The sequence below is a fragment of the Nisaea sp. genome (genome assembly GCF_040217065.1).
Classification (GTDB): Bacteria; Pseudomonadota; Alphaproteobacteria; order Thalassobaculales; family Thalassobaculaceae; genus Nisaea.
In genome coordinates this window covers 655627-680646 of record NZ_JAVJNX010000009.1, presented here as the reverse complement: position 1 = coordinate 680646, position 25020 = coordinate 655627, and the positions used below count along the sequence as shown (strand labels likewise).

Genomic DNA, 25020 nt, shown 5'->3' with positions numbered 1-25020 from the left:
CCCGCACCGGAACAATCTTGGAGAAGAGATGATTCGCCCCCTCGGTAAATATACCGCGTTGCTTGCTGTCCTGACGCTTTTGGTCGGATGTGGCACGTCCGTTGTGCAGGCCCCGACCGGGGTCAGCGGAAATGCCAAGAAGACTGTGCTCGCCTTTGCCGGCAAGCAGGGGCCGGTGCTGCTCCAGGTGTCAGGTGAGCCGTTCCGGGAAGGCAAGGGCGAAACGGCAGCGGCGTCGGCACGCATCCTTTCCGGCGTCTATTCCGAGGTGCCGCGCGGTTTCACGCTGAATCCGTCGGCGGCCGGCGCCCCCCAGTTCCGGTTCCGGCTGGCATTCGACCCGCCGGCCGCGACCAGTGCGGAGCAGATCTGCACGGCCGGCGCCCGGAAGCCGCTGACCTATGATCGGCGCGGCGAACGGCAAAGCCTGTTCATGGTTTTCTGCCGGCAGGATGTGGCGATCGCGGCCGTGGTCGCCCGCTCGGACCGGATGGTTTCGGTGAATGATCCAAATTATCGAAATCTGTTGCTGCAGGCCGCCCAGGAGATGTTTCAGGGAGATTCAAATGACAATGGCAGCCTTGGTATTCTGGAATTCGATCCGAAGCCCGGTCTCAGGCTGAACCCCTTTGAGGGAATATTCTGAGGCTCTGTCCCGGTGGCTGTGCTGCGTCACTTCGCCGGGATTGATTGCAGTGCCGGAGCGCCCATGTTCCAACCAGAGGCGCGCGAACTGCGTCGAGCGAGGAGAGAACGGTGAAACAGAGATACAGAATCGGAACGGTGGCCGCTGGTTCCCTGTTGTCGGTCGTCTTGCTGACCGGTTGCGTGACGTCGATGCATGGTTATTCAGGCGTCGACAATGAAGGAAAGCGGGAATTCCTGACCTACGCTGCCGCCGAAACGCCGGTCTGCCTGACGGTTTCCGGAACGCCGTTTGCCGGCGACGAGGCCACCATGGCAACCGCTGCGGCGAAATATGCCAGCGGAGCGGTCTTCGGATCCTCCGCCACATTTACCGCAGATTGCGGCTCGACCGCACATCCGGATTACCGGATCGTGATTCACGCGAACAGGGCGCTGGTCGGCTCGCCGGATCAGCTGTGTGAACTTGCCCCGATGCCGAAAGCCGAGGAAACCGGAAAACTCAGGCTTGATGCCGCCTTCTGTTCGAAGAACGAGCCTCTCAGCACCGCCTGGTCGGAAGCACCGATGCCGTCCGGCATCGACGATCCGGCCTTCCGTCAGATGATCCGCACCACGGTGAACGAGCTCTTCCCCCGCGAGCGTGACCGGGACAGGAATCGCGAGGTCCTGCGTGTATCGACCCTGCCAGTGCCACAAGTCTGGAACTGACGCCTGGTTTCTCTAGGTGACGCCGTACCAGGATACGCGCGCAACCGCATCCCGGTCGGCGTCTTCTGCCGATCCGTACCGCAGTTCCCTGAAACCGCCCACGCCATACCATTCCGATGCATCTTCGGGATCGCGGCGAAACTCCTCGAACCCGAAACTGCCGTCGTGTCTCTGAAAAACGTCGACGCAGAGCAGCCCGTCTGGGCTGTTCCGCGATGTGACGACGAGCGGTTTCTTCACCGTGAGATCAGAACTGGTCCAGCGCCATGGCCATGACGCTGTCGCCCGATTCCGTCATCTGCGTCAGCAGCGACGGGGCCTGGCTCAGGTGATAGTCGGCGAAAAACCGGGCGCTGATCAGCTTGCTCTCCAGGAATGCCGCATTTCCGTTGGCGTTCTGTTTCTGCTCGGACGCTGCTTTCACGCCGCGGGCCAGCAGCCAGCCGGCACAGAGCAGACCCATCAGGTTCTGGAAGGAGACGCCGCCGGATGCCGCTTTGGCGGCGTCTTTGGGGAAGGTCGTGACCAGCCACTGCACGGCGCTTTCCGCAGCCTCCAGGCCTGCGTCCATGTTCCGGACAATGGCACGGGCGGACAGCTCTTCACTGGCGCGCAGCGGCTCCAGGTCGGCGCGAATGTCGGCAAACAGCTCTTTCGCCGCTTCACCGCCGTCTCGGGCGACCTTGCGGCCGATCAGATCCATTGCCTGCACGCCGTTGGTGCCCTCGTAGATCGTGGTGATCCGGGCATCGCGATAATGCTGTGCGGCGCCGGTTTCCTCGATGAAGCCCATGCCGCCATGGATCTGGATATTGGTTGAGGTGATGGCGAGGCCGGTGTCCGTGCACCAGGACTTCACCACCGGGATCAGCAGATCGACCCGGCGCTGGGCCCTGGCTTTCGTTTCCGGATCGGCTTCCCGGTTGGCCCGGTCGATCTCGGCGGCGGTGTAATAGCAGAGACCGCGCATGCCCTCGATCTGGCTTCTCATGCCGAGCAGCATGCGCCGGACATCGGGATGCTGGATGATCGCGACCGGCCCGTCGCTGCCCTGGATGGCGCGGCTCTGTACCCGGTCGCGGGCAAAGGCGACAGCCTGCTGGTAGGCCCGTTCGCCAATTGCCAAGCCTTGCAGGCCGACGGCGAGCCGGGCGTTGTTCATCATCACGAACATGTATTCGATGCCGCGGTTCTCTTCACCGATCAGATAGGCGACAGCGCCTTCATTGTCTCCATAGGACATGACGCAGGTCGGGCTGGCGTGAATGCCGAGCTTGTGTTCGAGCGAGACAGGACGAACGTCGTTCCGGGCACCCAGACTGCCGTCGTCATTCACCATGAATTTCGGCACGATGAAGAGGGATAGACCTTTGCTGCCAGGAGGGCCGTCCGGTGAGCGGGCGAGGACGAGATGGACGATATTGTTCGTCATGTCGTGGTCGCCCCAGGTGATGTAGATCTTCTGGCCTTTCAGAAGATAGTGATCGCCCTTGCGTTCGGACCGGGTACGGATGCTGCCGAGATCGGTGCCCGATTGCGGCTCGGTCAGGTTCATGGTTCCGGTCCATTCGCCGGAAACCAGTTTGTGCAAGTATTTTTCTTTCTGCTCGGCGCTCGCATGCTTGGTCATGGCCTCGATGCCGGCCTGCGTCAGCAGCGGGCAGAGAGCGAAGGCGAGGTTCGAGCTGTTCCACATTTCCCAGACCGCCGTGGTCAGGGACATCGGCAGGTTCTGGCCGCCGAACTCTTCCTCGAAAGGCATGGCGTTCCAGCCACCTTGCCAGAACTGGCTGTACGCCTCGGAGAATCCGTCGACTGGCCGGACAACACCGTTCTCCAGCCGAGCCTTTTCCTTGTCGCCTACTTCGTTCAGCGGGGCCAGGACATCGCGGGAAAATTTACCGGCTTCTTCCAGGATCTGGTCCGCGAGATCCTCGTCGGTGCCGTCGAAACCTGGAAGTGCAGCGATCTTGTCAAAGCCGACGATATTGCGCAGGGCGAATCGCATATCGTCGAGCGGGGCTGAATAGACGGACATTTGCTTCCTCTCGCCAAGTCTTTCTGGGCTGGGCTGCCCGGTTCGCTCGTATGCCGCAGTTTAGTGCCTGAGGCAGGCGTTGTAATTCAAATAGGGCGAATGCGAAATGGGCAAGGCGTGAGGGAACCCGGCTCCTTAGCGGAGCCGGGAAGAGGCATCAGGTGCCGATCTTGATCTTACGCTCGGCATGTGTGCCGTCCTTGCTCTTCGGCATCGAAATGGTGAGGACCCCTTTTTCGAAGGCGGCCTTGATTTTCGCCTCGTCGATATTCTCCGGGACCCTGAAGGAGCGCTGGAACTGGCCATAACGTCGTTCCGTGAGGTGATAATTGTCCTTCTCGTCCTTCTTTTCCTCTGTCTTCTCCCCCTTCACGGTGAGCATGCCGTTCTTCACCGTGACCTCCACATCGTCCTCTCCCATACCCGGAAGCTCTGTCGTGATGGTGATCGCGGTGTCGCCTTCCTTCATGTCCGTTGTGGGAACCACGAGCCCGCTCTGTGCTCCGGTGAACGGCAATGCAAGGGGGAAAGTCGGCGATTGCAGGAACGTATGGAACATCCGGTCCATCTCGGCGCGAAAGGCCGAGAAGGGATCCGCATACGTCTTCGCCGGCTCGGAACTCTTGCTCTCGGTAATGTTTCCCATGGCATCACTCCTTCGCTCAGAAACATTCGGAAATGCTCAATGATGCAAGGATATACGTCGCCGCCGGGCGCTCATTGACCTGAATCAAGCTCGGTCCGGCGAGGGTAACGAGGAGTCAGATAACCTTGCCGGGATTCATGATTCCATTGGGGTCGATCGCGGCTTTCAGCGTGCGCATCAGGTCGAGGGCGACCGGGTCCTTGTAGTGGGCCAGTTCCTCGCGTTTCAGCCGGCCGATTCCGTGCTCGGCGCTGATCGAGCCGCCGAAGGACACGACAACGTCGTGAACGGCCCGGTTGTACTCGTCCCAGCGATTGACGAATACTTTTGTATCGCCGCCTTCCGGCTCCGCCACATTGTAATGCAGGTTGCCGTCTCCGGCATGGCCGAAGGCGACGATCCGGGCCTTGTCGTCGACCTTGCGGATCGCCTCCGCAGCCGCGTCGTAGAATGCCGGCAGGCTGGCGACGGGGACCGAGACGTCATGCTTGATGGAGGCGCCTTCGATCTTCTGGGATTCGGACGCATTCTCGCGCAGTTTCCAGAATTCCTGACGCTGCTGTTCGTTCTGGGCAAGGGCGGCGTCGAGGATCAGACCGTCTTCCATCGCCGATGCCAGAATCGCCTCGAACCGCTCCTCGATACCCGCGTCATTGTCGGACGTGGTGATCAGCTCGATCAGCGTGTACATCTCGTACCGCTGCTCCAACGGGTCCTGGCAGTCCGGCATGTGCTTCAGGACGAGATCGATGACCAGCCGCGGGATCAGCTCGAAGGTCTCGACGCTGTCGCCGCTTTCCGCCCGGGCCCGCTGCAGCAGTTCGATGGCCGCGTCCACATCGCGAATGGCGCAGAAGGCGGTGCGGATATCGCGCGGCTTCGGAAACAGTTTCAGGACCGCGGCGGTGATGATGCCGAGGGTGCCTTCGGAGCCGACGAAGAGATGCTTCAGGTCGTAGCCGGTATTGTCCTTGCGCAGGCTGCCGAGCCCGTTCCAGATCCGGCCGTCCGGCAGCACTACCTCGAGGCCGAGCGTCAGGTCGCGGGTATTGCCGTAGCGCAGCACGTTGGTGCCGCCGGCATTGGTGCTGAGATTGCCGCCGATCATGCAACTGCCCTCGGCGGCGAGGCTGAGCGGGAAGTAACGATCCGCCTTTGACGCTTCTTCCTGCAGGAACTGCAGCACGCAGCCGGCTTCCACCGTCATGGTGTAGTTCAGCGGGTCGATCGACCGGACCTTGTTCATCCGCGCGAGCGACAGAACGATCTCGTTGCCGGTCTCGAACGGCACGGAGCCGCCGCAAAGGCTGGTATTGCCGCCCTGGGGAACGACAGGGATGCCCGCTTCGTTGCACAGTTTCAGAACGCCGGAGACTTCAGCGGCGCTGACGGGCTTGACCACCATCTGCGCACGGCCATGGAACAGCCCGCGATCTTCAATCAGGTAAGGCTCCATGCCGGCGGGATCGCAGGTCCAGCCCTTCGGGCCGACGATTTCCTTGATCTTGTCGAGCGCGGCGGCCTCTTCGGCGGTCGGCGCATAGGGCGCATCGGGTAGGGCCGTGGTGCGCGGGGCGGACATGACGCGGTCTCCGGAACTGCATGGGCGATATGATCGGCGGCAATATTAGTCGTCGGCGCGGGAACGGCAACCCGCCGCGGCGCGAAGGCACCTATGCGCGTGGCGCAGCGGCGCGGCGCAGACGGTCGTTGATGGCGATACCGAGGCCAGACTCCGGAATCGGGGCGACGGCGATGCCGGTCGCATCCGGCCGGTCGAGGACACGCAGCAGGGCGAACAGGCGGGCCGCGGCCTCGGTCAGGTCACCTGACGCGCTGAGGGTTTCCGAACCCGTGGGGCCGGTGACGCCGCCAAAGCCGAGAAACACCTCGCCGTCTTCCGGCGCTGTCGCATTCAGGCGAACCGGAAGCGCGGGCGCATAGTGGCTTTCCAGCATGCCCGGCGCGGTGATTTTCGTGCCGGATCCGGCCGCCTTAACATCCCCCAGCAGCGGCGCCAGCATCTCGGCGGTGATGGCCCCGGGCCGAAGGATGGATGGGATCGGTCCGGAGAGGTCCAGCACGGTGGATTCGAGCCCGACCGAGCAGGGGCCGCCATCCAGGATGATCGAGACTTTCCCGGCGAGACCGGCAAGAACATGCAGTGCCGTGGTCGGGCTGACGCGGCCGGAGGGATTGGCGCTCGGCGCCGCGATGGGCCGTCCGACCGCACGCAGCAGTTCGGCCGCAAGCGGATGGGCCGGCACCCGGATGGCGATGGTATCGAGGCCGGCACTGGCCAGCAGGGAGATCGGGCACTTGTCCCGCCGTTGCACCACCAGGGTCATCGGCCCCGGCCAGAAAGCTTCGGCGACGGTGTGGGCGCGGGCGTCGAAGGCGCCAAGCGCAAAGGCTGCTTCCAGGTCCGGCACATGGGAGATCAGCGGATTGAAACTCGGGCGGGCCTTCGCCTCGAATATCCTGGCGACGGCCGTATCGCTGGTCGCATCGCCGCCGAGTCCGTAGACCGTCTCGGTCGGAAACGCCACCAGGTCGCCAGCCGCGAGCGTTGCGGCGGCCTCGTAAAGCGCCGCGTCGGATGGTTTCAGAACCCGTGTTTCGATCATGATCGCCGCTTATCCGCCGGTCCGGTGGCCACGGTCAAGAGAAGCTCTCATGTTGCGCTGCACAATATTGGTGTTACCCTGACACTTGCGATACAGTCGTGATGCAGCCTGGGAGCGCCGCCATGACGGGAACCATCATCACCATTGCACAGCAGAAGGGCGGCGCGGGCAAGACCACGCTGGCGGTTCAGCTCGCTGTTGCCCTGGCCCATAGCGGCAGACGCGTCGTTGCCATCGATATCGATCCGCAGATGAGCCTTTCCACCTGGTTCGGCATGCGGGCCGAGATGCATGGAAACATTGCCTACAAGGGCAGCGGTGCGCTCGAGATCGTGCAGGTCACCGGCTGGCGCGCGGCGTCGGAAATCGAGCGCCAGGCGAAGAACAATGACGTCGTCATTGTCGATTCCCCGCCGCATGCGGAGACCGAGGCGCGGATCGCGGTGCGCAATGCGCATCTGGCGGTCGTGCCGGTGCAGCCGAGCCCGATGGATGTCTGGGCGACAAAGCCGACACTGGAGATGGCAGCGAAGGAGAAGACACCGGTGCTGCTGGTGCTGAACCGGGTGCCGTCGCGGGCGAACCTGACCGAGCGTATGGTTGCGGCGCTGACTGCGCTGAAAGTGCCCGTCGCGAAAACGCAGATCGGCAATCGCGTCGCCCTGGCCAGCAGCATGGCGGAAGGGCTCGGTGTCGTTGAATTCGCCAGGAGCAGCGTTGCTGCAAAAGAAATCAATGCTCTTGCCAGGGCGGTCCTGAAAGCCGCCGGTTAGTCGGTTTGCAGGCCTAGACGTTGCGGCCCTTGGCGATGAACATGCCGTTCAGGAATTTTTCTTTGGATTTGCCGTAACGGAACGGCGTGCCGTCAAACGCGGTCATGCTGCCGCCGGCAGCATTCAGCACGGCGTGGCCGGCGGCGGTATCCCATTCGCAGGTCGGGCCCGTGCGCGGATAGACGTCTGCGTCACCGCGGGCGACGATACAGAATTTCAGCGCCGAGCCGCGTGACACCGAATGGGCCGGCTTCAGGGTCTCGATATAGTCCTCAAGCTCCGGGGAGCGGTGGGAGCGGCTGGCGACGACGGTCAGCGTCTCCGGCGTGGCCTCACGCACCGCAATCGGTGTCCGGGTTCCGTCGGCTTCTTCCTCGAAGGCGCCGCCGCCGACGAAACCGGCCGATGCGCGCCCGTCCACGGGTGTCAGCACCACGCCAAGCGTCGGCTCGAAATTCTCTATCAGACCGATATTGACGGTGAAGTCGCCGTTGCGCCGGATATATTCCTTGGTGCCGTCAAGAGGGTCGACCAGCCAGAAAGTCCCGCCGGAGACATCGGGATTGTGACCGTCCGCGAAGCTTTCTTCCGAGATGATCGGGATTTCCGGCGTCAGTTTCTCAAGCGCCGGAAAGATCAGCGCATCCGCCGCCCGGTCGGCGGCGGTGACCGGCGAGCCGTCCGTCTTCTCGTCGACCGCAATTTCGCCCTCGTAATATTTCAGGATCAGGGCCGAGGCGTCCCGGGCAATCAGGATGACGTCGTTCAGCAGGGTCTGTTTGTCCATGATCTGTCCGGGAGAATGTTGATGCAATTGCCTGTGGGATCGTAGGGTCGATTTGAAATACTGGAATTGAACGGGTTTGAACAGGCATGTGCGGTCGTTACAGCATCACAACGGCGCCGGAGGCGCTGCGTCGCCTCTTCGCGGTGTCGGACATGATCAATCTCGAGCCGCGCTACAACATGGCGCCGATGCAGACAGCGCCGGTGATCCGTACCCGGGATGGCGAACGCCACATGGACCGGCTGCGCTGGGGATTGGTCCCCGCCTGGGCGCCGGACGAGAGCCGGGCCGCATCCCTGATCAATGGACGCTCGGAAACGGTCGCCGAGAAACCTGCCTTCCGGGATGCCTATGCGAAGCGGCGCTGCCTGGTTCCGGCCGACGGATTCTATGAATGGCAAAAGCGCGGAAGCGGCAAGCAGCCCTACCGGGTTTCGCTGGAAGGCAATCGCCCGTTCGCCTTCGCCGGCCTTTGGGAGCGCTGGCAGAAGGGGGTGGAGCCGGTCGAGACCTTCACGCTGCTGACCACGGAAGCGGATCCCCGGATCGCGCATATCCATCACCGGATGCCGGTGATATTGGCGAGTCCGGACGAGTTTTCTGTCTGGCTCGACGGAGAGTCCGCCGCCCGGTCGGCGTTGCTGCGGCCTTATGCAGAGGCCGACCTGATCTTTGCACCGGTCTCGAAACGCGTCGGCAACGTCCGAAACGATGATCCGGCACTGATGGAAGCCCTGGACGAAACGGAAGACGCGCGCGACGAGGCACCCCTGCCGCCGAAGCAGGGCTCTCTGTTCTGACTATCGCGCCCCCCGTTATTCGCGCGGGCAGCGGTTCAGGATCTGGATCGTGTTACCGCTCGGCATGAAGCCGCCGGTGCCGGTCGAGCCGGCCATCTGGATATCGTTCGGCCCGAGTTTCTGCAGATGTTCCACCAGCGTGGGCGAGCGACGCAGATAGAACTGGAAATCGTCTTCCATCGTTTCCGTGACATCCACTGTCTCCGGCGAGGTCTTGCCCTCGCGGGTTACCGTGTAGCCGGTATCTGTAAAGATGACGTAGTTCTCTGCGCAATTGTCTGGGGACCAGCGTCCCACCAGCGTCGGCGCGACGCCGCGATACCGGATCACATTGCCCGTGGTCAGCGGCAGAACCACCGGCTCGTCGGCGGTAGGACCGCCCATCGCGGACTCGTCTGGTGCCATAGAGGCATGCGGGAACATGCGGGCGTAATTGCCGAGCCCGACCTTGTCGGCAAGAGAGAGCATCGCCGGATGCTGCAGGTACAGCATGACCGAAACGGCGCCGCCGCCGACGAGAAGCAGAACCAGCAGCAGCAGGATAAGAGTCTTCAGCACCGAGCGCTTTTTCCGGGCGGGCGGCTTTTGGAAAATAGGCGGCATACCATCAAAGGCCCCACCGTCGGGATCGGCGTCCCGTTCCCCCCGCCACGGCTCAGGTTCCGTCTCGGGCTCATAGGCCATCGAGACACTCTCGTCCCGGCGCGGCGCCTCGCTGCGCTCCTCATAGGGATCTTCGTAAGGATCCGCGACTTCGGAGTCTTCTCCGAACCCGTCGATCGCATCGTCGTCGAAATCCGGATCAGCCTGTTCGGCTACTGAGGGCAGGTCGATGCAGGTCTGGTCGAGATAGAACAGCTGGGCGTATTGCCAGTCGCCGGATGCGTCATCGTGGTAGGCGCCGACCAGCCTGATTTCAGCGCCGCGATCATTCGCGATCTCCCGCGCCAGTCCGGATTTCAGGACGGAATAGACACGGGCCTGTTCGACGGTTTCCCAATGGCCGCCGCGGGCGGCGGCAGGGCGGGACTGGAGATAGTAATGTGCGTATCTTTTCATGACGGGACCGATGATAACCGCGCTACCAGTTCTTGTCTTCCGCAAGAAACGCCGTGGCGTTCTCGGCGTTCATGGGGCGGGAAAACAGATATCCCTGCGCGTAGTGACAGTCGAGCGCGCGCAGCTGGGCAAGCTGCTCCGGCGTCTCGACCCCCTCGGCGATCACGTCCAGGCGCAGGTTCTGTGCCAGCATCGTGATGGTGCGTACAATTTCATGGTTCTGAAAGTTGCTGGTCATGTCCTCGATGAAGGACTTGTCGATCTTCAGGGTGTCGATCGGGAAGGTGTGTAGATAGGACAGGGACGAATAACCGGTGCCGAAATCATCGACGCAGATCCTGATGTCCGCCGCCTTCAGGCGATCCAGCATCTGGGTCGACAGCGCGACATCCTGCATCAGGGTGCTTTCGGTGATCTCGATCTTCAGCTGGGTCGCCGGCAGGCCGACGCCTTCCAGACAGTCGATGATGCCGGAGACCACTTCGGGACGGACAAACTGGCGGCCGGACAGGTTGACGCTGATCTCCAGCTGGTCGCCCGCAGGCCGGTCGGCGTTCCAGGCTGCCATCTGCATGCCGGCTGTCCGCAGGGCCCATTGACTCAGCGGGAAAATGGTACCGGTTTCCTCGGCGACCGGAATGAATTCCACAGGTGAAATCTCACCGCGCTCGGCGTGGAACCAGCGGAGCAGGGCCTCGAAGCCGGCAATCTTGCCGCGCCGCATATCGATGATCGGCTGATAATGCAGCCGCATTTCATCGCGTTCGAGGGCACGGCGGAGATCCGAATCGAGGTCAAGCGGAGTCACCGGCCAGACCCGCATGTCGTTCTTGAAGGCGATGCTCTGTGACTTGCCGCGTTCCTTGGCCTTGTACATCGCGAGTTCGGCGTCGCGCAGGATGTCCTCGGGCCGCTCATAGCCCTGGTCGGAATGGGCGACGCCGAGGGATGCCGAAACGAAGATTTCCTTCCCGCCGAGACGGAACGGTGTATCCAGCGCCCGGTGCAGGCTTTCGGACAGCCGGGTAGCCTCTTCCGGCGTCTTGATGTCCTCCAGCAGGATGGCGAACTCGTCCCCGCCCAGGCGGGCCACCGTGTCGCTGTCGCGCAGGGTGTTCTCGAACCGCCGGGCCGTGGCGACGATCAGGTCGTCGCCGTGAACGTGCCCGAGGCTCTCGTTAACGATCTTGAACCGGTCAAGGTCAAGGAAGGCAATGGCGAACCGGGTTTCGGGCTCACGGCGCAACCGGGCCAATGCCCTGCGTACGAGATCGAGAAACAGCGTCCGGTTGGCGAGGCCTGTCAGGGAATCATGCAGGGCGTCATGCACAAGTTGCTGTTCGGCCCGCTTGCGCCCGGTGATGTCTGTCTGGCTGCCGGCGACGCGATGTGCGGTTCCGTCCTGGCCGCGGACCGCCAGGCCGCGGGTCAGCATCCAGAGGAAGGTGCCGTCGGCATGGCGGACGCGGAACTCGCACTCGAAATGGGAAATCGTTCCTGCCAGATGGGCATCCATCTGTGTGGTGACCCGGGCGACGTCGTCCGGATGTATCCGGCTGAACCATTCGACAGGGCTGTCTGTGACATCCTCGTCGGCCAGCCCGAGCATCGCCTTCCAGCGCGGCGACAGATAGATCTTTTCCCGCCTGAGATCCCAGTCCCACAGCCCGTCGTTGGAGCCGGCCGCGGACAGGGCATAACGCTCTTCACTCTCGGCTAGTCCCTGACGGGCCGTTTCGGCCAGCGTCACGTCCGTGCTGGCCATGATCACATCGCCGTTTTCCATCTGCATTACGGAATGTTCCAGAACGCGGCCGGAGGCGAGCTTCTGATTGCTGAGCACGGAACGTTCCAGGCGCAGATATCCGAGGACCTCTTCCAGAACCTTCTCCCGGTCCGTTTCCCGGAAGTCTCCCCGCGCCATCATGTAGTCGACCAGTTCGGAGACGGGGGTGCCGATGCGCATCATGTGATCGGGGAAGTCGAACATCTCCATCAGCTTTGCATTCCAGACCCTGAGCTTCAGTCCGGAATCGAAAACGGCGATCGACTGATCAATGCTGTCGAGCGTTGCACGCAACAGCATGGTCTGGTCTTCGGTGTGCTTGCGCGAGGCCTTCTCTTCGGTGATGTCCCTGTGAAAACTCAGCAGGCCACCACTTGCCGTCCGCTGTTCCGTGATCTCGATCCAGCGATCCTTGCGGTCGTGCAGCAGCACACGGCTGCCTGGCTCGCGATGGCTCCTAAGCCGATGTTCCCGCCAACTCTCCGAACGATGCGCGGCTCCGTCGGAAATCCAGCGTTCAATAACGGCCGGCTCATTCAGCAGCGCCGCAAGAGTTCTTCCGGCGAGCGGGATTCCGGTCAATTCGGGATAGAGTTCAAGAAACTGGGCATTCCAGGAGGAAATCCGGCCCGCACGGTCAAAATGGCAAAGCCCGACCTGAATCTCGTCCAGTGCGCTCAGCAGTTCGCTAGGGTGGTTTTCGAGAGCTGCCGGCTTGGTCATGCTCATTGCGTCACTTTGCTTCCCATGCCGCGCATACCCCTTTTCCTGTCAAACTACAGGAGTCGGTTGGTTTGCGTTGTTCTGATTCTCATTCCCGCTTCGTTCACGCATCCGCCAGACCGGAGGTGGCGGAAAGGAGATCGGCTTTTTGGGGTCGGCGGCCCCTGTTTCGTGTCAATTTCTCGAAAGATATCAGGGCGATGCCCGGTCTGTCACGGGAAACACTCCGATTTCGGAGGTTTTCCCGCCGAATTTCAGCATGCGATAGTACTGCCAGAGCAATTGCGCCGCCGCACCGCGGTAGGGGCGCCAGGGCTCGGCGATCGGATGGGTCTCTTTCTCCTTCGGGCGGCTGTCGAGATCCTTCAGGGCGCGCAGCGCTTCCTGAATCGCGAGATCGCCGCCAGGCCAGATATCGAGCCGGCCGAGACAGAACAGGAGGTAGATGTCGCAGGTCCAGCGTCCGATACCGGGAACAGCCGTCAGTGCGCGGGCTACGGCCTCGTCATCCAGGTTCTGCAGGTTATCCAGGTCAAGCCGCCCGTCCAGAACGTGTTCGGCAAGAGCACGGGCATAGCGGACTTTCGGGCGGCTGAATCCCGCCAGCTTGAAATCATCGTCGGTTGCAGTGGAGACAGCAGCGGGAGTGACATCCATCTGCTGGTTGAGCCGCGTCCAGATGGCGCTCGCCGATGCCAGAGAAACCTGCTGTGCCGTGAGGATGCGAACCAGGGAAGCGAAACCGGGAGGCTCCTTGCGCGATGGCGGCGGGCCGAGCCGGTCATACAGCGCTTTCAGGTCTGGATCGCGTTCCGCCAGCGCGATCACCGCCTGATGAAGCGCGTTGTTCTGGCTCTCGGTGCCGGTCATGACCGCCCCCTATTGTTCCGCTGCACGGGCGCGAGCATAGTTCGGACATCGCGTATTGATAAGAGCAGCGGGTCGGGGACGTCAGCATGATGGCATTGGAACGGCAGGCGCAGGACATCCTGACTGTTCGCACGGCGGGCCTCGGGTTCTACGATCTGACCCCGGACGCGTCCACGTGGCTTGCCGGGACCGGTGTCTCGACCGGGCTGCTGACCTTTTTCGTCCGCCACACCTCGGCGTCGCTGACCATCCAGGAAAACGCCGATCCGGACGTCCGCGCCGATCTGGCCGACTATCTTACCGAAATCGCGCCGGAAGACCCGGGCCGCTACCGGCACGGGATCGAGGGGCCGGACGATATGCCGGCGCATATCCGCACCATGCTGACCCAGACATCCCTGCCGGTCCCGGTGGCGAACGGGCGCATGCTGCTCGGTACCTGGCAGGCGGTCTACCTGCTGGAGCACCGCCGGGCCCCGCATCGCCGTGAAGTGGTTCTGCATCTGCTGGGTACCTGACCGGGGACGCGGCTTCATTTCGTCCTTGACCTTCTAGTCACTAGAACCTTTATGCAGGGACATGAGGCCGGATCCTGCCGGCTGGAAGAGTTTACCGACGGAGCCGTCATGTCCTGCCATGAACCGACAATTACCGAGTCACAGAAATCCTGCTGCCATGGCGAGGTGAAAAAGCCCGTCAGCTCCTGCTGCGGGCATGGTCACGAACATGCCGGCGGCGGTTCCGGCAAGGCGGTCATGACGGGCAAGCCGGAAGGCGCTGGCCCCGGCTATGTCTGCCCGATGTGCCCGAGCGTCTGGAGTCCGGAGCCGGACGCCTGTCCGATGTGCGGAATGGCGCTTGAGCCGGAGGTGATCTCGCGGGATACGCCGCCGAACCCGGAATATCTCGACATGCGCCGCCGGTTCTGGATCGGCCTGGTTCTGACCCTGCCGGTCTTTGTCCTGTCCATGGGCGAGATGGTGCCCGGGCTGGGTGATCTTGTTTCCGGTCCGTGGAACGCATGGGTGCAGGCGGTCCTGGCGACGCCGGTCGTCCTCTGGGTCGGCCTGCCGTTCTTCCAGCGCGGCTGGACCTCGCTCCGGACCGGCCATTTCAACATGTTCACGCTGATCGCGATCGGCACCGGCGCGGCCTATCTCTACAGTCTGGCAGGACTGATCCTGCCGGATCTGTTTCCCGCAGGTTTCCGGGGCGGCGACGGCCGCGTCGGGCTCTATTTCGAATCCGCGGCGGTGATCATTTCCCTGGTCGCGCTCGGCCAGGTGCTCGAGCTCGGCGCCAGGGAGCGGACGTCCGACGCCCTGAAGGCTTTGCTCAGCCTGGCGCCGGAGAAGGCACGCCGCCTGACCGGCAATGGCGACGACGAGGAGGTCGACGTTGCCGATATCCGCGCGGGCGACCGCATCCGTATTCGGGCCGGAGAGCGTATTGCGGTCGATGGCCGGCTGCTTGACGGTGCCGGAGCGGTGGATGAATCCATGCTGACCGGCGAACCCCTGCCGGTCGAAAAGAATCCCGGAGACAGCCTGGTCGGCGGGACTCTCAACGGCCGGTCTGCCCTCGTCATGGAAGTGGAGAAGGTTGGCCAGGAGACCGTGCTGTCGCGGATTGTTGCCATGGTCGCCGAGGCGCAGCGCAGCCGGGCGCCGATACAGAAAGTCGCAGATGCCGTTGCCGGCTATTTCGTGCCGGCAGTCCTGCTCTCCGCGGTCGTGGCGTTCGGGGGGTGGGCATTTTTCGGACCGGAGCCGGCTCTGGCGCACGGCGTTGTTGCCGCCGTCTCGGTGCTGATCATCGCCTGTCCCTGCGCGCTGGGTCTGGCGACGCCGATGTCGATCATGGTGGGCGCCGGGCGCGGTGCCTCTGCCGGCATCCTGATCCGCGATGCCGAAGCCATCGAAGGGTTCGAGAAGATCGACACGCTGGTGGTCGACAAGACGGGGACACTGACCGAAGGCCATCCGGAGCTGACCGACATAGCGGCCGCGGGCGATCAGGCAGAGGACCGTATCCTTGGGCTCGCCGCCGCCATCGAGCGGAGCAGCGAACATCCTCTGGCCGCGGCTGTCCTGCGCGCGGCCAAAGAGCGCGGCCTTCAGGTTGAAACCGCAACGGACACTCAGACGGAGCCTGGCCTCGGGCTTCAGGGAAAAGTCGACGGCGCTCCGGTGGCGGCCGGGTCGGCCCGCTTCATGGAGATACTCAAGATCGATATTGCCGCTCTCGCGGCAGCGGCGGAGACGTTCTCGGAGGCTGGGGCGACATTGCTCTATGTCGCCCATGACGGGACGGCGATCGGTCTGCTGGCTGTGCGCGACCGGATCAAGGACGGTGCGGCGGAAGCCGTGGCTGATCTTGGACGGGAAGGCATCCGGGTGGTGATGGCGTCGGGAGACAATCAGAAAGCCGCCGCCGTTGTCGGTGCCGCACTCGGGATTAAGGACGTGCATGGCGGGCTGATGCCGGCGGACAAGGCCGAGCTCGTCCGGCGTCTGAAAGCGGAAGGGCGGAAGGTCGCGATGGCCGGCGACGGTATCAACGACGCGCCGGCGCTGGCGCTCGCCGATATCGGTATCGCCATGGGCAACGGCACGGACATCGCCAAGGAAAGTGCGTCTGTCACCCTTGTGAAGGGGGATGTGCGCGGCCTTGTGAAAGCCCGGCGTCTCAGCCGAGCGACCATGCGCAATATCCGCCAGAACCTGTTCTTCGCCTTTGTCTATAATGCGCTCGGCGTGCCCGTGGCCGCCGGGCTGCTCTATCCGCTGTTCGGTCTGACCCTAAGTCCGATGCTGGCGGCCGCCGCCATGAGCCTGAGCTCGGTGTCGGTCATCGGCAACGCGCTCCGGCTCCGGTCGGCGAAACTCTGAGGAGACGCATGATGCAAATCAGGGAAGTCGAGCAGAGCGCAGGGCTGCCGGCCAAGACCATCCGCTATTACGAGGAAATCGGTCTGGTCCGTCCCGACCGGCGGGATAATGGCTATCGGGACTACTCGACGGAGGATGTGCACCGGCTTCGTTTTCTGCAGCGGGCGCGGGGGCTTGGCTTTTCCATCGAGGACTGCCGTGCGCTGCTGTCGCTTTATGGCGAGACCGAGCGGGAGAGCGCGGATGTCCGGGCCATCGCCGAGGCCCATCTGGAGGAGATCGACCGCAAGATCCGGGAGCTGAAAAGCATGCGCCAGACGCTGGCGCATCTGGTCCAGGCCTGTCACGGGGACGCCCGGCCGGATTGCCCGATCCTTGATGATCTCGCGGGCATCGGAGGCGGCACGTGAACTGGCGCTTTCTGGCCTCCGGTGTCGCCGTATTGGTCCTGCTTGGCCTCGCGGGCTATTCGCGGATCCAGGATCCGGAACGTCCATCCGTGATCTCCCGGTTCGCTCCCGGTGCGGCGGAGGCGGAGCAATCGACCGCTGTCCGGTTGCGGCCGGGGGATACCGGTCTGGTCGCGGATGGCCGCGAGATCTACGCAACCGCCTGCGCGAGCTGCCACGGCGCGAATCTGGAAGGGCAGCCGAACTGGAGACAGCGTAAACCGGACGGCCGCCTGCCGGCGCCGCCGCACGATCCCTCCGGCCATACTTGGCATCATCCGGACGACCAGCTTTTCGCCCTGACCAAGGCGGGCCCGGCCATGATTGTCGGTGACGGTTATGAAAGTGACATGCCCGGTTTCGCGGGATCGCTCAGCGACCGGGAGATCATCGCGGTCCTGTCCTTCATCAAGAGCACCTGGCCCGCGGAGATTCGCGCCCGGCATGACGGCATCAACCGGCAGGCGAACGGTCAGAACTGACGCGTTTGGTCACTTCTGCTGCGCCCGCTGGCCCTGCGCCCGCTTGTCCAGCCACCAGGCATATTGCGGCGGCCAGGTTCTGAATTCGGGATCCAGCCCGAAGGCGTCTGCGGCATGGCGCGGCCAAAACGGGTTGTAGAGCGCCTCGCGGCCGATGGCGATCAGGTCCGCGTCCCCAGCCTGCAGGATGGCTTCGGCATGGTGCGGATCGGTGATCAGTCCGACCGCCTGGGTCATCATGCCGACCTCGCGCCGGATCTCGGCGGCATAGGGCACTTGGTAGCCCGGCTCCCGGACCAGTTTGAAGTTCGTGGCGCCTTTCGGGGATTGTCCACCTGAGGAGCAGTCGATCACATCGACGCCGCGCGCTTTCAATTCCCGGGAGAAGGTCAGGCTGTCCTCCATTTCCCAGCCGCCCTCGATGGCGTCGACGGCAGAGATGCGGACAAACAGCGGCAGGTTGTCCGGCAGCGCGGCACGGACATCCTCGGCGATCTCCAGAGACAGGCGCATCCGGCCTTCAAGGTCGCCGCCATAGGCATCCTTGCGGAAATTGCCGAGCGGGGAGAGGAAGGTCTGCAGCAGATAGCCGTGGGCGCAATGGATCTCGACGGACTCGAACCCGGCATCGACCGAGCGCTTCGTCGCGTCGGCAAAGGCACCGCGCAGCCGTTTCATGTCATCGAGATCGAGCTCGCGGGGTGTCAGCCAGCCGTCGGCTAGGGGCACCGGGCTCGGCGCTTCCGGCTGCCAGGGCGTGGCGCCTCCGGCGATATCCTCGGGGGTGAGGGGCCCGTTACCCTTCCAGGGACGCTGCATGCTGCCCTTGCGGCCTGAATGGCCGATCTGGATCGCGGGAACGCTGCCTTCCGACTTCAGGAAAGCGGCGATCGGGGCCAGCTTTTTCGCCTGCTCGTCGGTCCAGATGCCGAGATCGCCGTGGGTGATGCGGCCGTCCCGGCTCACCGCCGTCACTTCCAGGATGACCATGCCGGCACCGCCGAGGGCGAATTTGCCGAGATGGGCCATGTGGAAGTCGGTGGGAAGCCCCTCTTCGGCGGAATACATGCACATGGGCGGGATCACGATGCGGTTCGGCAGGGTGATGCCCCGGAGCTGGATCGGCTGGAAAAGCAGCGGCGTGGATGCGGTCATTCGGTCCTCCCATTTTTTCGAAAGGATAACCGAAAAGCCTGCATTTCGCGCAAGGCTGGTAGGTTCTGCGATGGTATGTCTGAAGCGCCAGCTCGGCACTTGACAGGGCCGCCCGGCGCGCCATCGTGTGAGCTGTTCCATTTCCAGAGATTTCTTCCCGCCCGCGAGGAGCCATTTCATGCCTATCGTCAACCGTATCGCCGATTTCCATGCCGAACTGACCGGCTGGCGGCGCCATATTCACCAGAACCCGGAGCTCGGTTTCGAGGAGTTCGAGACCGCTGATTTCGTGGCGGAGCGGCTGACGGAGATGGGTCTTGAAATCCATCGGGGCCTCGGCGGCACAGGTGTGGTGGCGACCATCAAGGGAACGGGCGGTGACGGACCGGCCATCGGCCTGCGCGCCGACATGGACGCCCTGCCGATCCATGAGAAAGGCACGCCGGAGCATCGCTCGAAGAATGACGGGAAGATGCATGCCTGCGGCCATGACGGCCACACCACCATGCTGCTGGGCGCCGCGAAGTATCTCGCCGAGACCCGCAATTTCGCCGGCACCGTGCAGTTGATCTTCCAGCCGGCCGAGGAAGGCAAGGGCGGCGGCAAGAAGATGATCGAGGACGGTCTTTTCACGCTGTTCCCGGTGGAGGAGGTCTACGGCATGCACAACCGGCCGGAAATGCCGGTCGGCAGCTTCGGCGTCTCGGCCGGCCCGGTGATGGCGGCGCGGGACAATTGGGAGATCTTCATCTCCGGCCGGGGCGCCCATGCGGCCATGCCGCATCAGGGTGTCGATCCTGTTGTCGTCGGCGCGAACATCGTCATGGCGCTGCAGACCATTACCAGCCGCAATATCGATCCGGCGGAAGCGTTGGTCATCAGTGCGACCCAGTTCCATGCCGGCGACGCCTTCAACGTGATCCCGGACGACATCATCCTGCGCGGCACCTGCCGGGTGCTGAACCCGCATCTGCAGGCAACCCTGCCGGAGCGCATCAAGCGGGTGGCGGATGGCATTGCCGCGACCTACGGCGCGACGGCCGAGTTGAACTATATCTCCGGCTATCCGGCCACCGTGAATACCGAGAAGGAGGCCGATTTCGCTGCCTCTGTTTGTGCGGAGATTTCCGGCGGCATGGGAACGGTCGACCGCGAGCTGCCGCCGAGCATGGGTGCCGAGGATTTCTCCTACATGCTGCTGGAGAAGCCGGGTGCCTACATCTGGTGCGGCAATGGCGACACTGCCGGCCTGCATCACCCGGAATATGATTTCAATGACGAGGCCCTGACGGTTGGCGCCAGTTATTGGAGCAGGCTGGTCGAAACCCGGCTGGCGAAATCGGCCTGATGCGATGACCGGAGGCGGGGCTCTGCCGCCAAGACTGCATGTCTTCGGCGCCTCCGGCTCGGGCACGACCACGTTCGGGCGTGCCTGGGCAGCCCGCTTTGGTCACACACATCTCGATACGGACGATTTCTACTGGATGCCGACGAAACCGGCTTTCCAGGAAAAGCGTCCGGTCCCGGAGCGCCTCCGCCTGCTTGAACAGGCATTCGAGGCGGCGGGCAGGTGGGTGCTGACCGGCTCGATGGTGTCCTGGGGCGACCCGCTGATCGATCTCTTCGATCTTGCGGTCTTCGTCTACACGCCGTTCAATTTGCGTATGGATCGCCTGATCGCCCGCGAGGAAGCCCGGTACGGTGCCGAGGCCCTTGAGCCGGGCGGCGCGCAGTACGACGCCCATATGGCTTTCGTCGAATGGGCTGCATCCTACGATACGGGCGGACCCGAAATCCGCAGCCTGAAACTGCATGAGGCGTGGATCGAGCGGTTGCCATGTCCTGTTGTCAGGGTTTCGGGCACGGACACGACCGACCGGCAAATCGAGCAGGTGGCCTGCTTCGTAAAGGCATAGCATCGCTCGCTGCCGTCGTTACTCCCAATCACCCTCCTACAGCATATTGGAACAAATCCTGCCGCCGGACGTTTATCCATGGAACGAAGCGCACAGCGGTCCCCTGGGGCGCGCACAAGGAGACGAACCATGAAACGCACCCTGATCCTTCCCGCCGTTATTGCCGGCGGCCTGCTGGTCTCCGGCTGCTCCGGCATGGACACGACGGAACAGCGCGTTCTCTCCGGCGGCGCTATCGGCGCTGGCGTGGGAGCGGTCGGCACTGTGCTGACCGGCGGCTGCGTGACCTGCGGCGCGGCAATCGGTGCGGGCATTGGTGCCGGGGCCGGCTATATCCATGATCAGATGCAGAAAGAGGACGATTGATCCTCATACGGCCCGTTCAGAAAACGGCGGGAACCAATTCCGGCGTCCCGTGTTTTCCCTGCAAGCGAGGCAAAAAGCCTCCCCTGAATCCAAGTCGAGGAGATGACGGATGCGACGCACTCTTGTCCTCCCAGTTCTGATAGCCGCCGGTCTGATCCTGTCGGCTTGCGCGGATACCCATTCGACCCGCCAGCATGTGCTTTCCGGAGGCGGCATCGGTACCGGGCTGAGTCCGGAAAGGGCGCTTTACGATGGCTGCGTGACCTGCGGCGTCGGTGTCGGCACCGGCGTTGGCGCCGGAACCGTCTACCTCGTCGACTAGACTAAGATTAAAGACAATTTTCCCCGAGAGCACCTCTTCCCGAGAGAGGTCCTCCCACCGATCGAATGGCCGCTATTCCCCTGGCGGCCATTCTTCGTTTCCGGGCCGGATTCAGCTTTGCAGATGTTCGCGGGTGACAGCGGAAATTGCCGCGTCAGCACCGTCGCGGGCATCAAGTCCGGACATGACGCCTTCCTTGTCCGCCGCCGGGCGATTCTGGCTCAGTTTCCACTTGCCGTCGATCCGGGTGATCGGGATTTCGAAGCCGATGATGCCCTTGAGCTGCGACTGGACAAACTTCTCCGGCGCGTCGTTCAGCGCCCAGGGCTCGGCATTCGCGGCCTCGTGCCGGTCGGTCAGGCTTGAGACCTGGTCGCGCAGACGCTCCGCGTCCTCGAAGAAGCTGATCGGCCCGTAGGCATGCACGGCGACATAGTTCCAGGTCGGCACCACCTTGCCGTGCTCCTGCTTGGTCGCGTACCAGTTCGGGGTGATATAGCCGTCCGGCCCCTGGAAGATCACCAGCGCCTCCAGGTCCGACGCTTCGGTCTTTGTCTGGATATTCGCCTTGGCCAGATGGCCGGTCAGCGTGCCGTGCGTGCCCTTTTCGGCGTCCAGCAGCATCGGCACATGGCTGGCGACCAGGCCGTCCGGGCCGAGCGTCACCAGAGTGCCGAAGGCGATTCGGCGGATGGCCTCATGCATGACGGCGATATCGTCTTCGCGAAAATGCGGCGGTGTGTACATGAGGTCTCTCCGATCGTGAAACGCGCCGGCGCGATATGGCGCCGGCGCGTTCCTCTTTGTGCGTTTCGTCAGATCGGCAGAATATAGGCGGTCTTCACCGTTGTGTAGAATTCCGACGCATAGCGGCCCTGCTCGCGGGCGCCGTAGCTGGAGCCTTTCCGGCCGCCGAACGGGACGTGATAGTCGACGCCCGCCGTCGGCAGGTTGACCATGACCATGCCGGCCTCGGAATTGCGCTTGAAGTCGCTGGCGTATTTCAGGCTCGAGGTGCAGATGCCGGAGGACAAGCCGAAGGTCGTGTCGTTGGCAACGGCCAGAGCCTCGTCATAATCCTTCACCCGGATCACGCTGGCGACCGGGCCGAACACTTCCTCGCGGTTGATGCGCATGGAATTGGTCGTCTCGGTGAAGAGGGCCGGCTGCAGGTAGAAGCCCGGCGTGGACCGCTCCAGGCGCTCACCGCCAAAGGCGAGCTTCGCGCCTTCCTGCTGGCCGATCTTGATATACTCCTCGTCCTGCGCGAGCTGGCTGGCATCGACGACCGGGCCGATATGGGTGCCTTCGGCGAGCGCGTCGTCGATCTTCAGGCCTTTCAGCTTCTCGATGCAGGCGGCGACGAACTTGTCGTGGATGCCTTCGGTCACGACCAGCCGGGAAGAGGCGGTACAGCGCTGGCCGGTGGAGAAGAAGGCGCCGTTCACGGCAACATCGACGGCGGTTGCGAGATCGGCGTCGTCCAGGACAACGAGCGGGTTCTTGCCGCCCATCTCGAGCTGGTACTTCTTCATGGTGGCGGAGCATTTCGCCGCCACATGGGCGCCGGTCGCGACCGAGCCGGTGAAGGTCACGGCGTTGATCTTGGTGCTGGAAAGGATGGCCTCGCCGACGGTGCCGCCGCTGCCCATCACCAGGTTCAGCACACCGTCCGGCAGACCGGCCTTTTTCAGGATGTCGACCAGGGCCCAGGCGCAACCCGGCACTAGGCCGGCCGGCTTGAAGACGACGGCATTGCCGTAGCAGAGAGCCGGGGCGATCTTCCAGGCCGGGATGGCGATCGGGAAGTTCCACGGCGTGATGATGCCGACAACGCCGATCGGCTCGCGGGTGATCTCGACCTCGAGGCCCGGGCGGGTGGAGGCAATCTTCTCGCCGGACAGGCGCAGGCATTCACCGGCGAAGAAATCGAACACCTGGGCGGCGCGGATGGTCTCGCCGATACCCTCGGCCAGCGTCTTGCCTTCCTCGCGGGAGAGCAGGCGGCCGAGCTCTTCCTTGCGGGCCATGATCTCGGCGGAAGCGGCGGCCAGAATGTCGTGGCGCTGCTGGATCGGGCTTCGGGCCCAGGCATGGGAGGCGGCGACGGCGGCGTCGATGGCCTGTTCCGTTGCGGCAGCATCGGCCTGCGCGAACTGGCCGACCACGTCGCCGGTGTTGGACGGGTTGATGTTATCGCTGGCGTTCGTGCCCTCGACCCAGTCGCCGGCGATCAGATTGCGGTGCAGTGTCATGAGTTCCCTCTCTCGGTTCCGGCGCTGTTCGGGCCGGGTTTTGAATCGGAGGGGAGCTTACGCCGCACACGGCAGGGATCAATGGGGTCTGCTGTTTTTATTTTGTGACCGCACGGAAAGGGCCGGGATAGGCGCGCCTCAGACCGCGATGCCGCGTTTCGACAGAGAGCGGAACAGGGCCAGCGCACCGTCCTGCCATTCCGGCAGAGCGTCGGAACTGCCGACCACATTCTCCAGACACCCGAGCCGCGAGCTGGCGATCCGCACCCGGTCGCCGAACTTGTGGGTAAAGCCCTCGCCGGGCCGGTCCTTGTTACGGTCCTCGGTCGGGGCGAACAGGGTGCCGGTATAAAGCACGGCGCCGTCCGGATACTGGTGGCAGTCGAACATCTGCTGCGCCAGATCCTCCGGAGTGCGGCTGATGACCCGCATGGTGCTGGAGCCACTGAGGACGTAGCCGTCCGTGCCGGTGACCTCGAGCGACAGGTCCGCGTTGCGGATGTCGGACATGGTGAAATGATCGTCCAGCAGCCGGATGAACGGGCCGAGGCTGGCCGAGGCGTTATTGTCCTTGGCCCGGCCGAGCAGCAGGGCGCTGCGGCCCTCGAAATCGCGCAGGTTCACGTCATTGCCGAGGGTGGCACCGACGATCCTGCCGTCCGGCGCGCAGACCAGCACGACTTCCGGCTCCGGATTGTTCCAGTCCGAGCGCGGATGCAGCCCGACCCCGGCGCCGTGCCCGACGGACGACATCGGCTGGGCCTTGGTGAAAATCTCCGCGTCCACGCCGAAGCCGACTTCCAGATAGGGCGACCACAGATCCCTCGCCAGCAGGGTCTCGCGCAGTTTCATCGCCTCATCCGAGCCCGGCACGATGGAGAACACATCGTCGCCGATATCCCGGGCAAGCTGCGCCCGGGCCTCGTCAGCCTTCAACGGATTGCCCTTTGTCATCTCCTCGACGACGCGCTCGATCATGCTGTTCGGAAAGGTCACCCCGGCGGCCTTGATGGCCTGCAGGTCGATGGGGGAGAGCAGGCGCGGCCCGGTGGCCTTCGGATCGAAGCTGGTCTCCAGAATATCGCCGATCCTGCCGATCACCGTACCCTCGGCGCCGCGCACGATGCTGGCCGGGCAGGCGGCCTTCAGGGCATGGGTGATGGTCGGGATGCGGGCCGTGATGTCGACAACATCCTCGCCGCGCAGGGTGCACACAGCCGGGCCTTCCGGCGTCGAAACCCGGCCCAGGAGGACCGCCTTGTCCAGATCGACCGGCAGATCCTGCGCGATACGGTTGCTCATCTCTCGTTCCCTCCCATATCCGGTTGCATGACGCTTCGTGCGGCGCGGTGAACCGGTTGAATACTGACTTCGGATCGGATTATGGACTCTCTGGGATACAAAATACCAGAGAAATGAAAGCCTTTTGCACATGACGGAAACCGTGCAGCGCTACAGAGCGTACGGGACGTCTGAAGCATGGCGTCACAGGCTATGATAAGCGCGGAAATTATTCGAGCGGGAATGACGGACGCAACCGGATTCAGCCTGGACAATTGCGCCGTGGCAGCGTCGTATTATAGTATCTGGATGTGCTGCCGTCGTCCGGGATTGCTGGAAACCGGCGGAGGAACAGGGAATTATACATTCCGGAAAGAAATATGTTGCAACAAATGCCGGAACGTGATCGTTTGTCGTCAGTGCGCTGCGCGTGGATGG

Annotated in this window: 25 protein-coding genes; 12 read left to right on the top strand and 13 right to left on the bottom strand. The window is 63.4% G+C overall.

The window, feature by feature from the left end; translation table 11 throughout:
• Positions 1-28: 28 nt before the first annotated feature.
• Positions 29-646, top strand: a complete 618-nt coding sequence (locus RH950_RS15550) for a hypothetical protein (protein WP_350058347.1) — start codon at positions 29-31, stop codon at positions 644-646.
• A gap of 110 nt (positions 647-756) precedes the next feature.
• Complete coding sequence (locus tag RH950_RS15545; RefSeq protein ID WP_350058345.1) at positions 757-1356, top strand: hypothetical protein; 600 nt, start codon at positions 757-759, stop codon at positions 1354-1356.
• A 12-nt stretch (positions 1357-1368) separates the two neighbouring features.
• Here the strand turns inward: RH950_RS15545 and RH950_RS15540 are convergent, their stop codons facing one another.
• From RH950_RS15540 to RH950_RS15520, 5 genes are all read right to left on the bottom strand, one after another.
• The gene (locus RH950_RS15540; RefSeq protein WP_350058343.1) at positions 1369-1596 is read right to left on the bottom strand and encodes a hypothetical protein; all 228 of its coding nucleotides are present in this window, start codon (positions 1594-1596) and stop codon (positions 1369-1371) included.
• A gap of 7 nt (positions 1597-1603) precedes the next feature.
• Complete coding sequence (locus RH950_RS15535; protein ID WP_350058341.1) at positions 1604-3394, bottom strand: acyl-CoA dehydrogenase; 1791 nt, start codon at positions 3392-3394, stop codon at positions 1604-1606.
• A 157-nt stretch (positions 3395-3551) separates the two neighbouring features.
• Positions 3552-4040 (bottom strand): Hsp20/alpha crystallin family protein, encoded by a 489-nt coding sequence (locus RH950_RS15530; RefSeq protein WP_350058339.1) that lies wholly within the window; start codon positions 4038-4040, stop codon positions 3552-3554.
• 115 nt (positions 4041-4155) lie between these two features.
• Positions 4156-5622: an FAD-binding oxidoreductase gene (locus tag RH950_RS15525; RefSeq protein WP_350058337.1), complete on the bottom strand. Its 1467-nt coding sequence runs from the start codon at positions 5620-5622 to the stop codon at positions 4156-4158.
• A 91-nt stretch (positions 5623-5713) separates the two neighbouring features.
• A complete protein-coding gene (locus RH950_RS15520; protein ID WP_350058335.1) occupies positions 5714-6667 on the bottom strand; it encodes an L-threonylcarbamoyladenylate synthase in 954 nt (317 codons plus the stop codon).
• 122 nt (positions 6668-6789) lie between these two features.
• Here RH950_RS15520 and parA point away from each other — a divergent pair, with 122 nt between their 5' ends.
• On the top strand, positions 6790-7440 hold the full coding sequence (gene parA, locus RH950_RS15515) for a ParA family partition ATPase (protein ID WP_350058333.1): 651 nt from the start codon (positions 6790-6792) through the stop codon (positions 7438-7440).
• 13 nt (positions 7441-7453) lie between these two features.
• Here the strand turns inward: parA and cysQ are convergent, their stop codons facing one another.
• Positions 7454-8227, bottom strand: coding sequence for a 3'(2'),5'-bisphosphate nucleotidase CysQ (gene cysQ / locus RH950_RS15510; protein ID WP_350058331.1), 774 nt, complete (start codon positions 8225-8227; stop codon positions 7454-7456).
• 86 nt (positions 8228-8313) lie between these two features.
• Here cysQ and RH950_RS15505 point away from each other — a divergent pair, with 86 nt between their 5' ends.
• Positions 8314-9027 (top strand): SOS response-associated peptidase, encoded by a 714-nt coding sequence (locus RH950_RS15505; protein ID WP_350058329.1) that lies wholly within the window; start codon positions 8314-8316, stop codon positions 9025-9027.
• Between the two features lie 15 nt (positions 9028-9042).
• On the opposite strand, the gene RH950_RS15500 is transcribed toward RH950_RS15505, so the two are convergent.
• From RH950_RS15500 to RH950_RS15490, 3 genes are all read right to left on the bottom strand, one after another.
• The gene (locus RH950_RS15500; protein ID WP_350058327.1) at positions 9043-10086 is read right to left on the bottom strand and encodes a hypothetical protein; all 1044 of its coding nucleotides are present in this window, start codon (positions 10084-10086) and stop codon (positions 9043-9045) included.
• Between the two features lie 22 nt (positions 10087-10108).
• Positions 10109-12601: an EAL domain-containing protein gene (locus RH950_RS15495; RefSeq protein WP_350058325.1), complete on the bottom strand. Its 2493-nt coding sequence runs from the start codon at positions 12599-12601 to the stop codon at positions 10109-10111.
• Between the two features lie 186 nt (positions 12602-12787).
• Positions 12788-13465: a DNA-3-methyladenine glycosylase family protein gene (locus tag RH950_RS15490; RefSeq protein ID WP_350058323.1), complete on the bottom strand. Its 678-nt coding sequence runs from the start codon at positions 13463-13465 to the stop codon at positions 12788-12790.
• A gap of 86 nt (positions 13466-13551) precedes the next feature.
• Between RH950_RS15490 and RH950_RS15485 the strand changes: the two genes are divergently transcribed.
• From RH950_RS15485 to RH950_RS15470, 4 genes are read left to right on the top strand one after another with little or no spacing between them, the layout of a single operon-like run.
• Positions 13552-13983 carry a secondary thiamine-phosphate synthase enzyme YjbQ gene (locus RH950_RS15485; RefSeq protein ID WP_350058321.1) on the top strand — a complete coding sequence of 144 codons (432 nt, stop codon included), beginning with the start codon at positions 13552-13554 and terminating at the stop codon, positions 13981-13983.
• Between the two features lie 51 nt (positions 13984-14034).
• Entirely contained in the window at positions 14035-16356 is a 2322-nt protein-coding gene (locus RH950_RS15480) for a copper-transporting P-type ATPase (RefSeq protein ID WP_350058319.1), read from the top strand.
• A gap of 11 nt (positions 16357-16367) precedes the next feature.
• Positions 16368-16766, top strand: coding sequence for a Cu(I)-responsive transcriptional regulator (gene cueR, locus RH950_RS15475; RefSeq protein ID WP_350058317.1), 399 nt, complete (start codon positions 16368-16370; stop codon positions 16764-16766).
• Positions 16763-17287, top strand: a complete 525-nt coding sequence (locus tag RH950_RS15470) for a c-type cytochrome (protein ID WP_350058315.1) — start codon at positions 16763-16765, stop codon at positions 17285-17287. Before cueR ends, RH950_RS15470 begins: the two co-directional genes overlap by 4 nt.
• A 9-nt stretch (positions 17288-17296) precedes the next feature.
• Here the strand turns inward: RH950_RS15470 and RH950_RS15465 are convergent, their stop codons facing one another.
• Positions 17297-18442, bottom strand: coding sequence for an NADH:flavin oxidoreductase/NADH oxidase (locus RH950_RS15465; protein WP_350058313.1), 1146 nt, complete (start codon positions 18440-18442; stop codon positions 17297-17299).
• A 178-nt stretch (positions 18443-18620) separates the two neighbouring features.
• Here RH950_RS15465 and RH950_RS15460 point away from each other — a divergent pair, with 178 nt between their 5' ends.
• From RH950_RS15460 to RH950_RS15445, 4 genes are all read left to right on the top strand, one after another.
• Positions 18621-19790: a M20 aminoacylase family protein gene (locus RH950_RS15460; protein ID WP_350058311.1), complete on the top strand. Its 1170-nt coding sequence runs from the start codon at positions 18621-18623 to the stop codon at positions 19788-19790.
• A 4-nt stretch (positions 19791-19794) separates the two neighbouring features.
• Positions 19795-20358, top strand: a complete 564-nt coding sequence (locus RH950_RS15455) for a P-loop NTPase family protein (protein WP_350058309.1) — start codon at positions 19795-19797, stop codon at positions 20356-20358.
• Between the two features lie 129 nt (positions 20359-20487).
• On the top strand, positions 20488-20724 hold the full coding sequence (locus RH950_RS15450; protein WP_350058307.1) for a YMGG-like glycine zipper-containing protein: 237 nt from the start codon (positions 20488-20490) through the stop codon (positions 20722-20724).
• Between the two features lie 109 nt (positions 20725-20833).
• Positions 20834-21046, top strand: coding sequence for a hypothetical protein (locus tag RH950_RS15445; protein WP_350058305.1), 213 nt, complete (start codon positions 20834-20836; stop codon positions 21044-21046).
• 111 nt (positions 21047-21157) lie between these two features.
• On the opposite strand, the gene RH950_RS15440 is transcribed toward RH950_RS15445, so the two are convergent.
• From RH950_RS15440 to RH950_RS15430, 3 genes are all read right to left on the bottom strand, one after another.
• Complete coding sequence (locus RH950_RS15440; RefSeq protein WP_350058303.1) at positions 21158-21793, bottom strand: FMN-binding negative transcriptional regulator; 636 nt, start codon at positions 21791-21793, stop codon at positions 21158-21160.
• 68 nt (positions 21794-21861) lie between these two features.
• The gene (locus tag RH950_RS15435) at positions 21862-23301 is read right to left on the bottom strand and encodes an aldehyde dehydrogenase family protein (RefSeq protein ID WP_350058301.1); all 1440 of its coding nucleotides are present in this window, start codon (positions 23299-23301) and stop codon (positions 21862-21864) included.
• A gap of 138 nt (positions 23302-23439) precedes the next feature.
• On the bottom strand, positions 23440-24603 hold the full coding sequence (locus tag RH950_RS15430; protein ID WP_350058299.1) for a fumarylacetoacetate hydrolase family protein: 1164 nt from the start codon (positions 24601-24603) through the stop codon (positions 23440-23442).
• Positions 24604-25020 lie beyond the last annotated feature (417 nt).

Coding starts and splice junctions, on each gene's coding strand:
- RH950_RS15500 (WP_350058327.1), bottom strand. CDS start 10,086: ATGAAAAGATACGCACATTACTATCTCCAGTCCCGCCCTGCCGCCGCC.
- RH950_RS15445 (WP_350058305.1), top strand. CDS start 20,834: ATGCGACGCACTCTTGTCCTCCCAGTTCTGATAGCCGCCGGTCTGATC.
- RH950_RS15525 (WP_350058337.1), bottom strand. CDS start 5,622: ATGTCCGCCCCGCGCACCACGGCCCTACCCGATGCGCCCTATGCGCCG.
- RH950_RS15430 (WP_350058299.1), bottom strand. CDS start 24,603: ATGAGCAACCGTATCGCGCAGGATCTGCCGGTCGATCTGGACAAGGCG.
- parA (WP_350058333.1), top strand. CDS start 6,790: ATGACGGGAACCATCATCACCATTGCACAGCAGAAGGGCGGCGCGGGC.
- RH950_RS15440 (WP_350058303.1), bottom strand. CDS start 21,793: ATGTACACACCGCCGCATTTTCGCGAAGACGATATCGCCGTCATGCAT.
- RH950_RS15485 (WP_350058321.1), top strand. CDS start 13,552: ATGATGGCATTGGAACGGCAGGCGCAGGACATCCTGACTGTTCGCACG.
- cysQ (WP_350058331.1), bottom strand. CDS start 8,227: ATGGACAAACAGACCCTGCTGAACGACGTCATCCTGATTGCCCGGGAC.
- RH950_RS15495 (WP_350058325.1), bottom strand. CDS start 12,601: ATGAGCATGACCAAGCCGGCAGCTCTCGAAAACCACCCTAGCGAACTG.
- RH950_RS15460 (WP_350058311.1), top strand. CDS start 18,621: ATGCCTATCGTCAACCGTATCGCCGATTTCCATGCCGAACTGACCGGC.
- RH950_RS15465 (WP_350058313.1), bottom strand. CDS start 18,442: ATGACCGCATCCACGCCGCTGCTTTTCCAGCCGATCCAGCTCCGGGGC.
- RH950_RS15535 (WP_350058341.1), bottom strand. CDS start 3,394: ATGTCCGTCTATTCAGCCCCGCTCGACGATATGCGATTCGCCCTGCGC.
- RH950_RS15520 (WP_350058335.1), bottom strand. CDS start 6,667: ATGATCGAAACACGGGTTCTGAAACCATCCGACGCGGCGCTTTACGAG.
- RH950_RS15450 (WP_350058307.1), top strand. CDS start 20,488: ATGAAACGCACCCTGATCCTTCCCGCCGTTATTGCCGGCGGCCTGCTG.
- RH950_RS15505 (WP_350058329.1), top strand. CDS start 8,314: ATGTGCGGTCGTTACAGCATCACAACGGCGCCGGAGGCGCTGCGTCGC.
- cueR (WP_350058317.1), top strand. CDS start 16,368: ATGCAAATCAGGGAAGTCGAGCAGAGCGCAGGGCTGCCGGCCAAGACC.
- RH950_RS15435 (WP_350058301.1), bottom strand. CDS start 23,301: ATGACACTGCACCGCAATCTGATCGCCGGCGACTGGGTCGAGGGCACG.
- RH950_RS15480 (WP_350058319.1), top strand. CDS start 14,035: ATGCAGGGACATGAGGCCGGATCCTGCCGGCTGGAAGAGTTTACCGAC.
- RH950_RS15550 (WP_350058347.1), top strand. CDS start 29: ATGATTCGCCCCCTCGGTAAATATACCGCGTTGCTTGCTGTCCTGACG.
- RH950_RS15490 (WP_350058323.1), bottom strand. CDS start 13,465: ATGACCGGCACCGAGAGCCAGAACAACGCGCTTCATCAGGCGGTGATC.
- RH950_RS15530 (WP_350058339.1), bottom strand. CDS start 4,040: ATGGGAAACATTACCGAGAGCAAGAGTTCCGAGCCGGCGAAGACGTAT.
- RH950_RS15455 (WP_350058309.1), top strand. CDS start 19,795: ATGACCGGAGGCGGGGCTCTGCCGCCAAGACTGCATGTCTTCGGCGCC.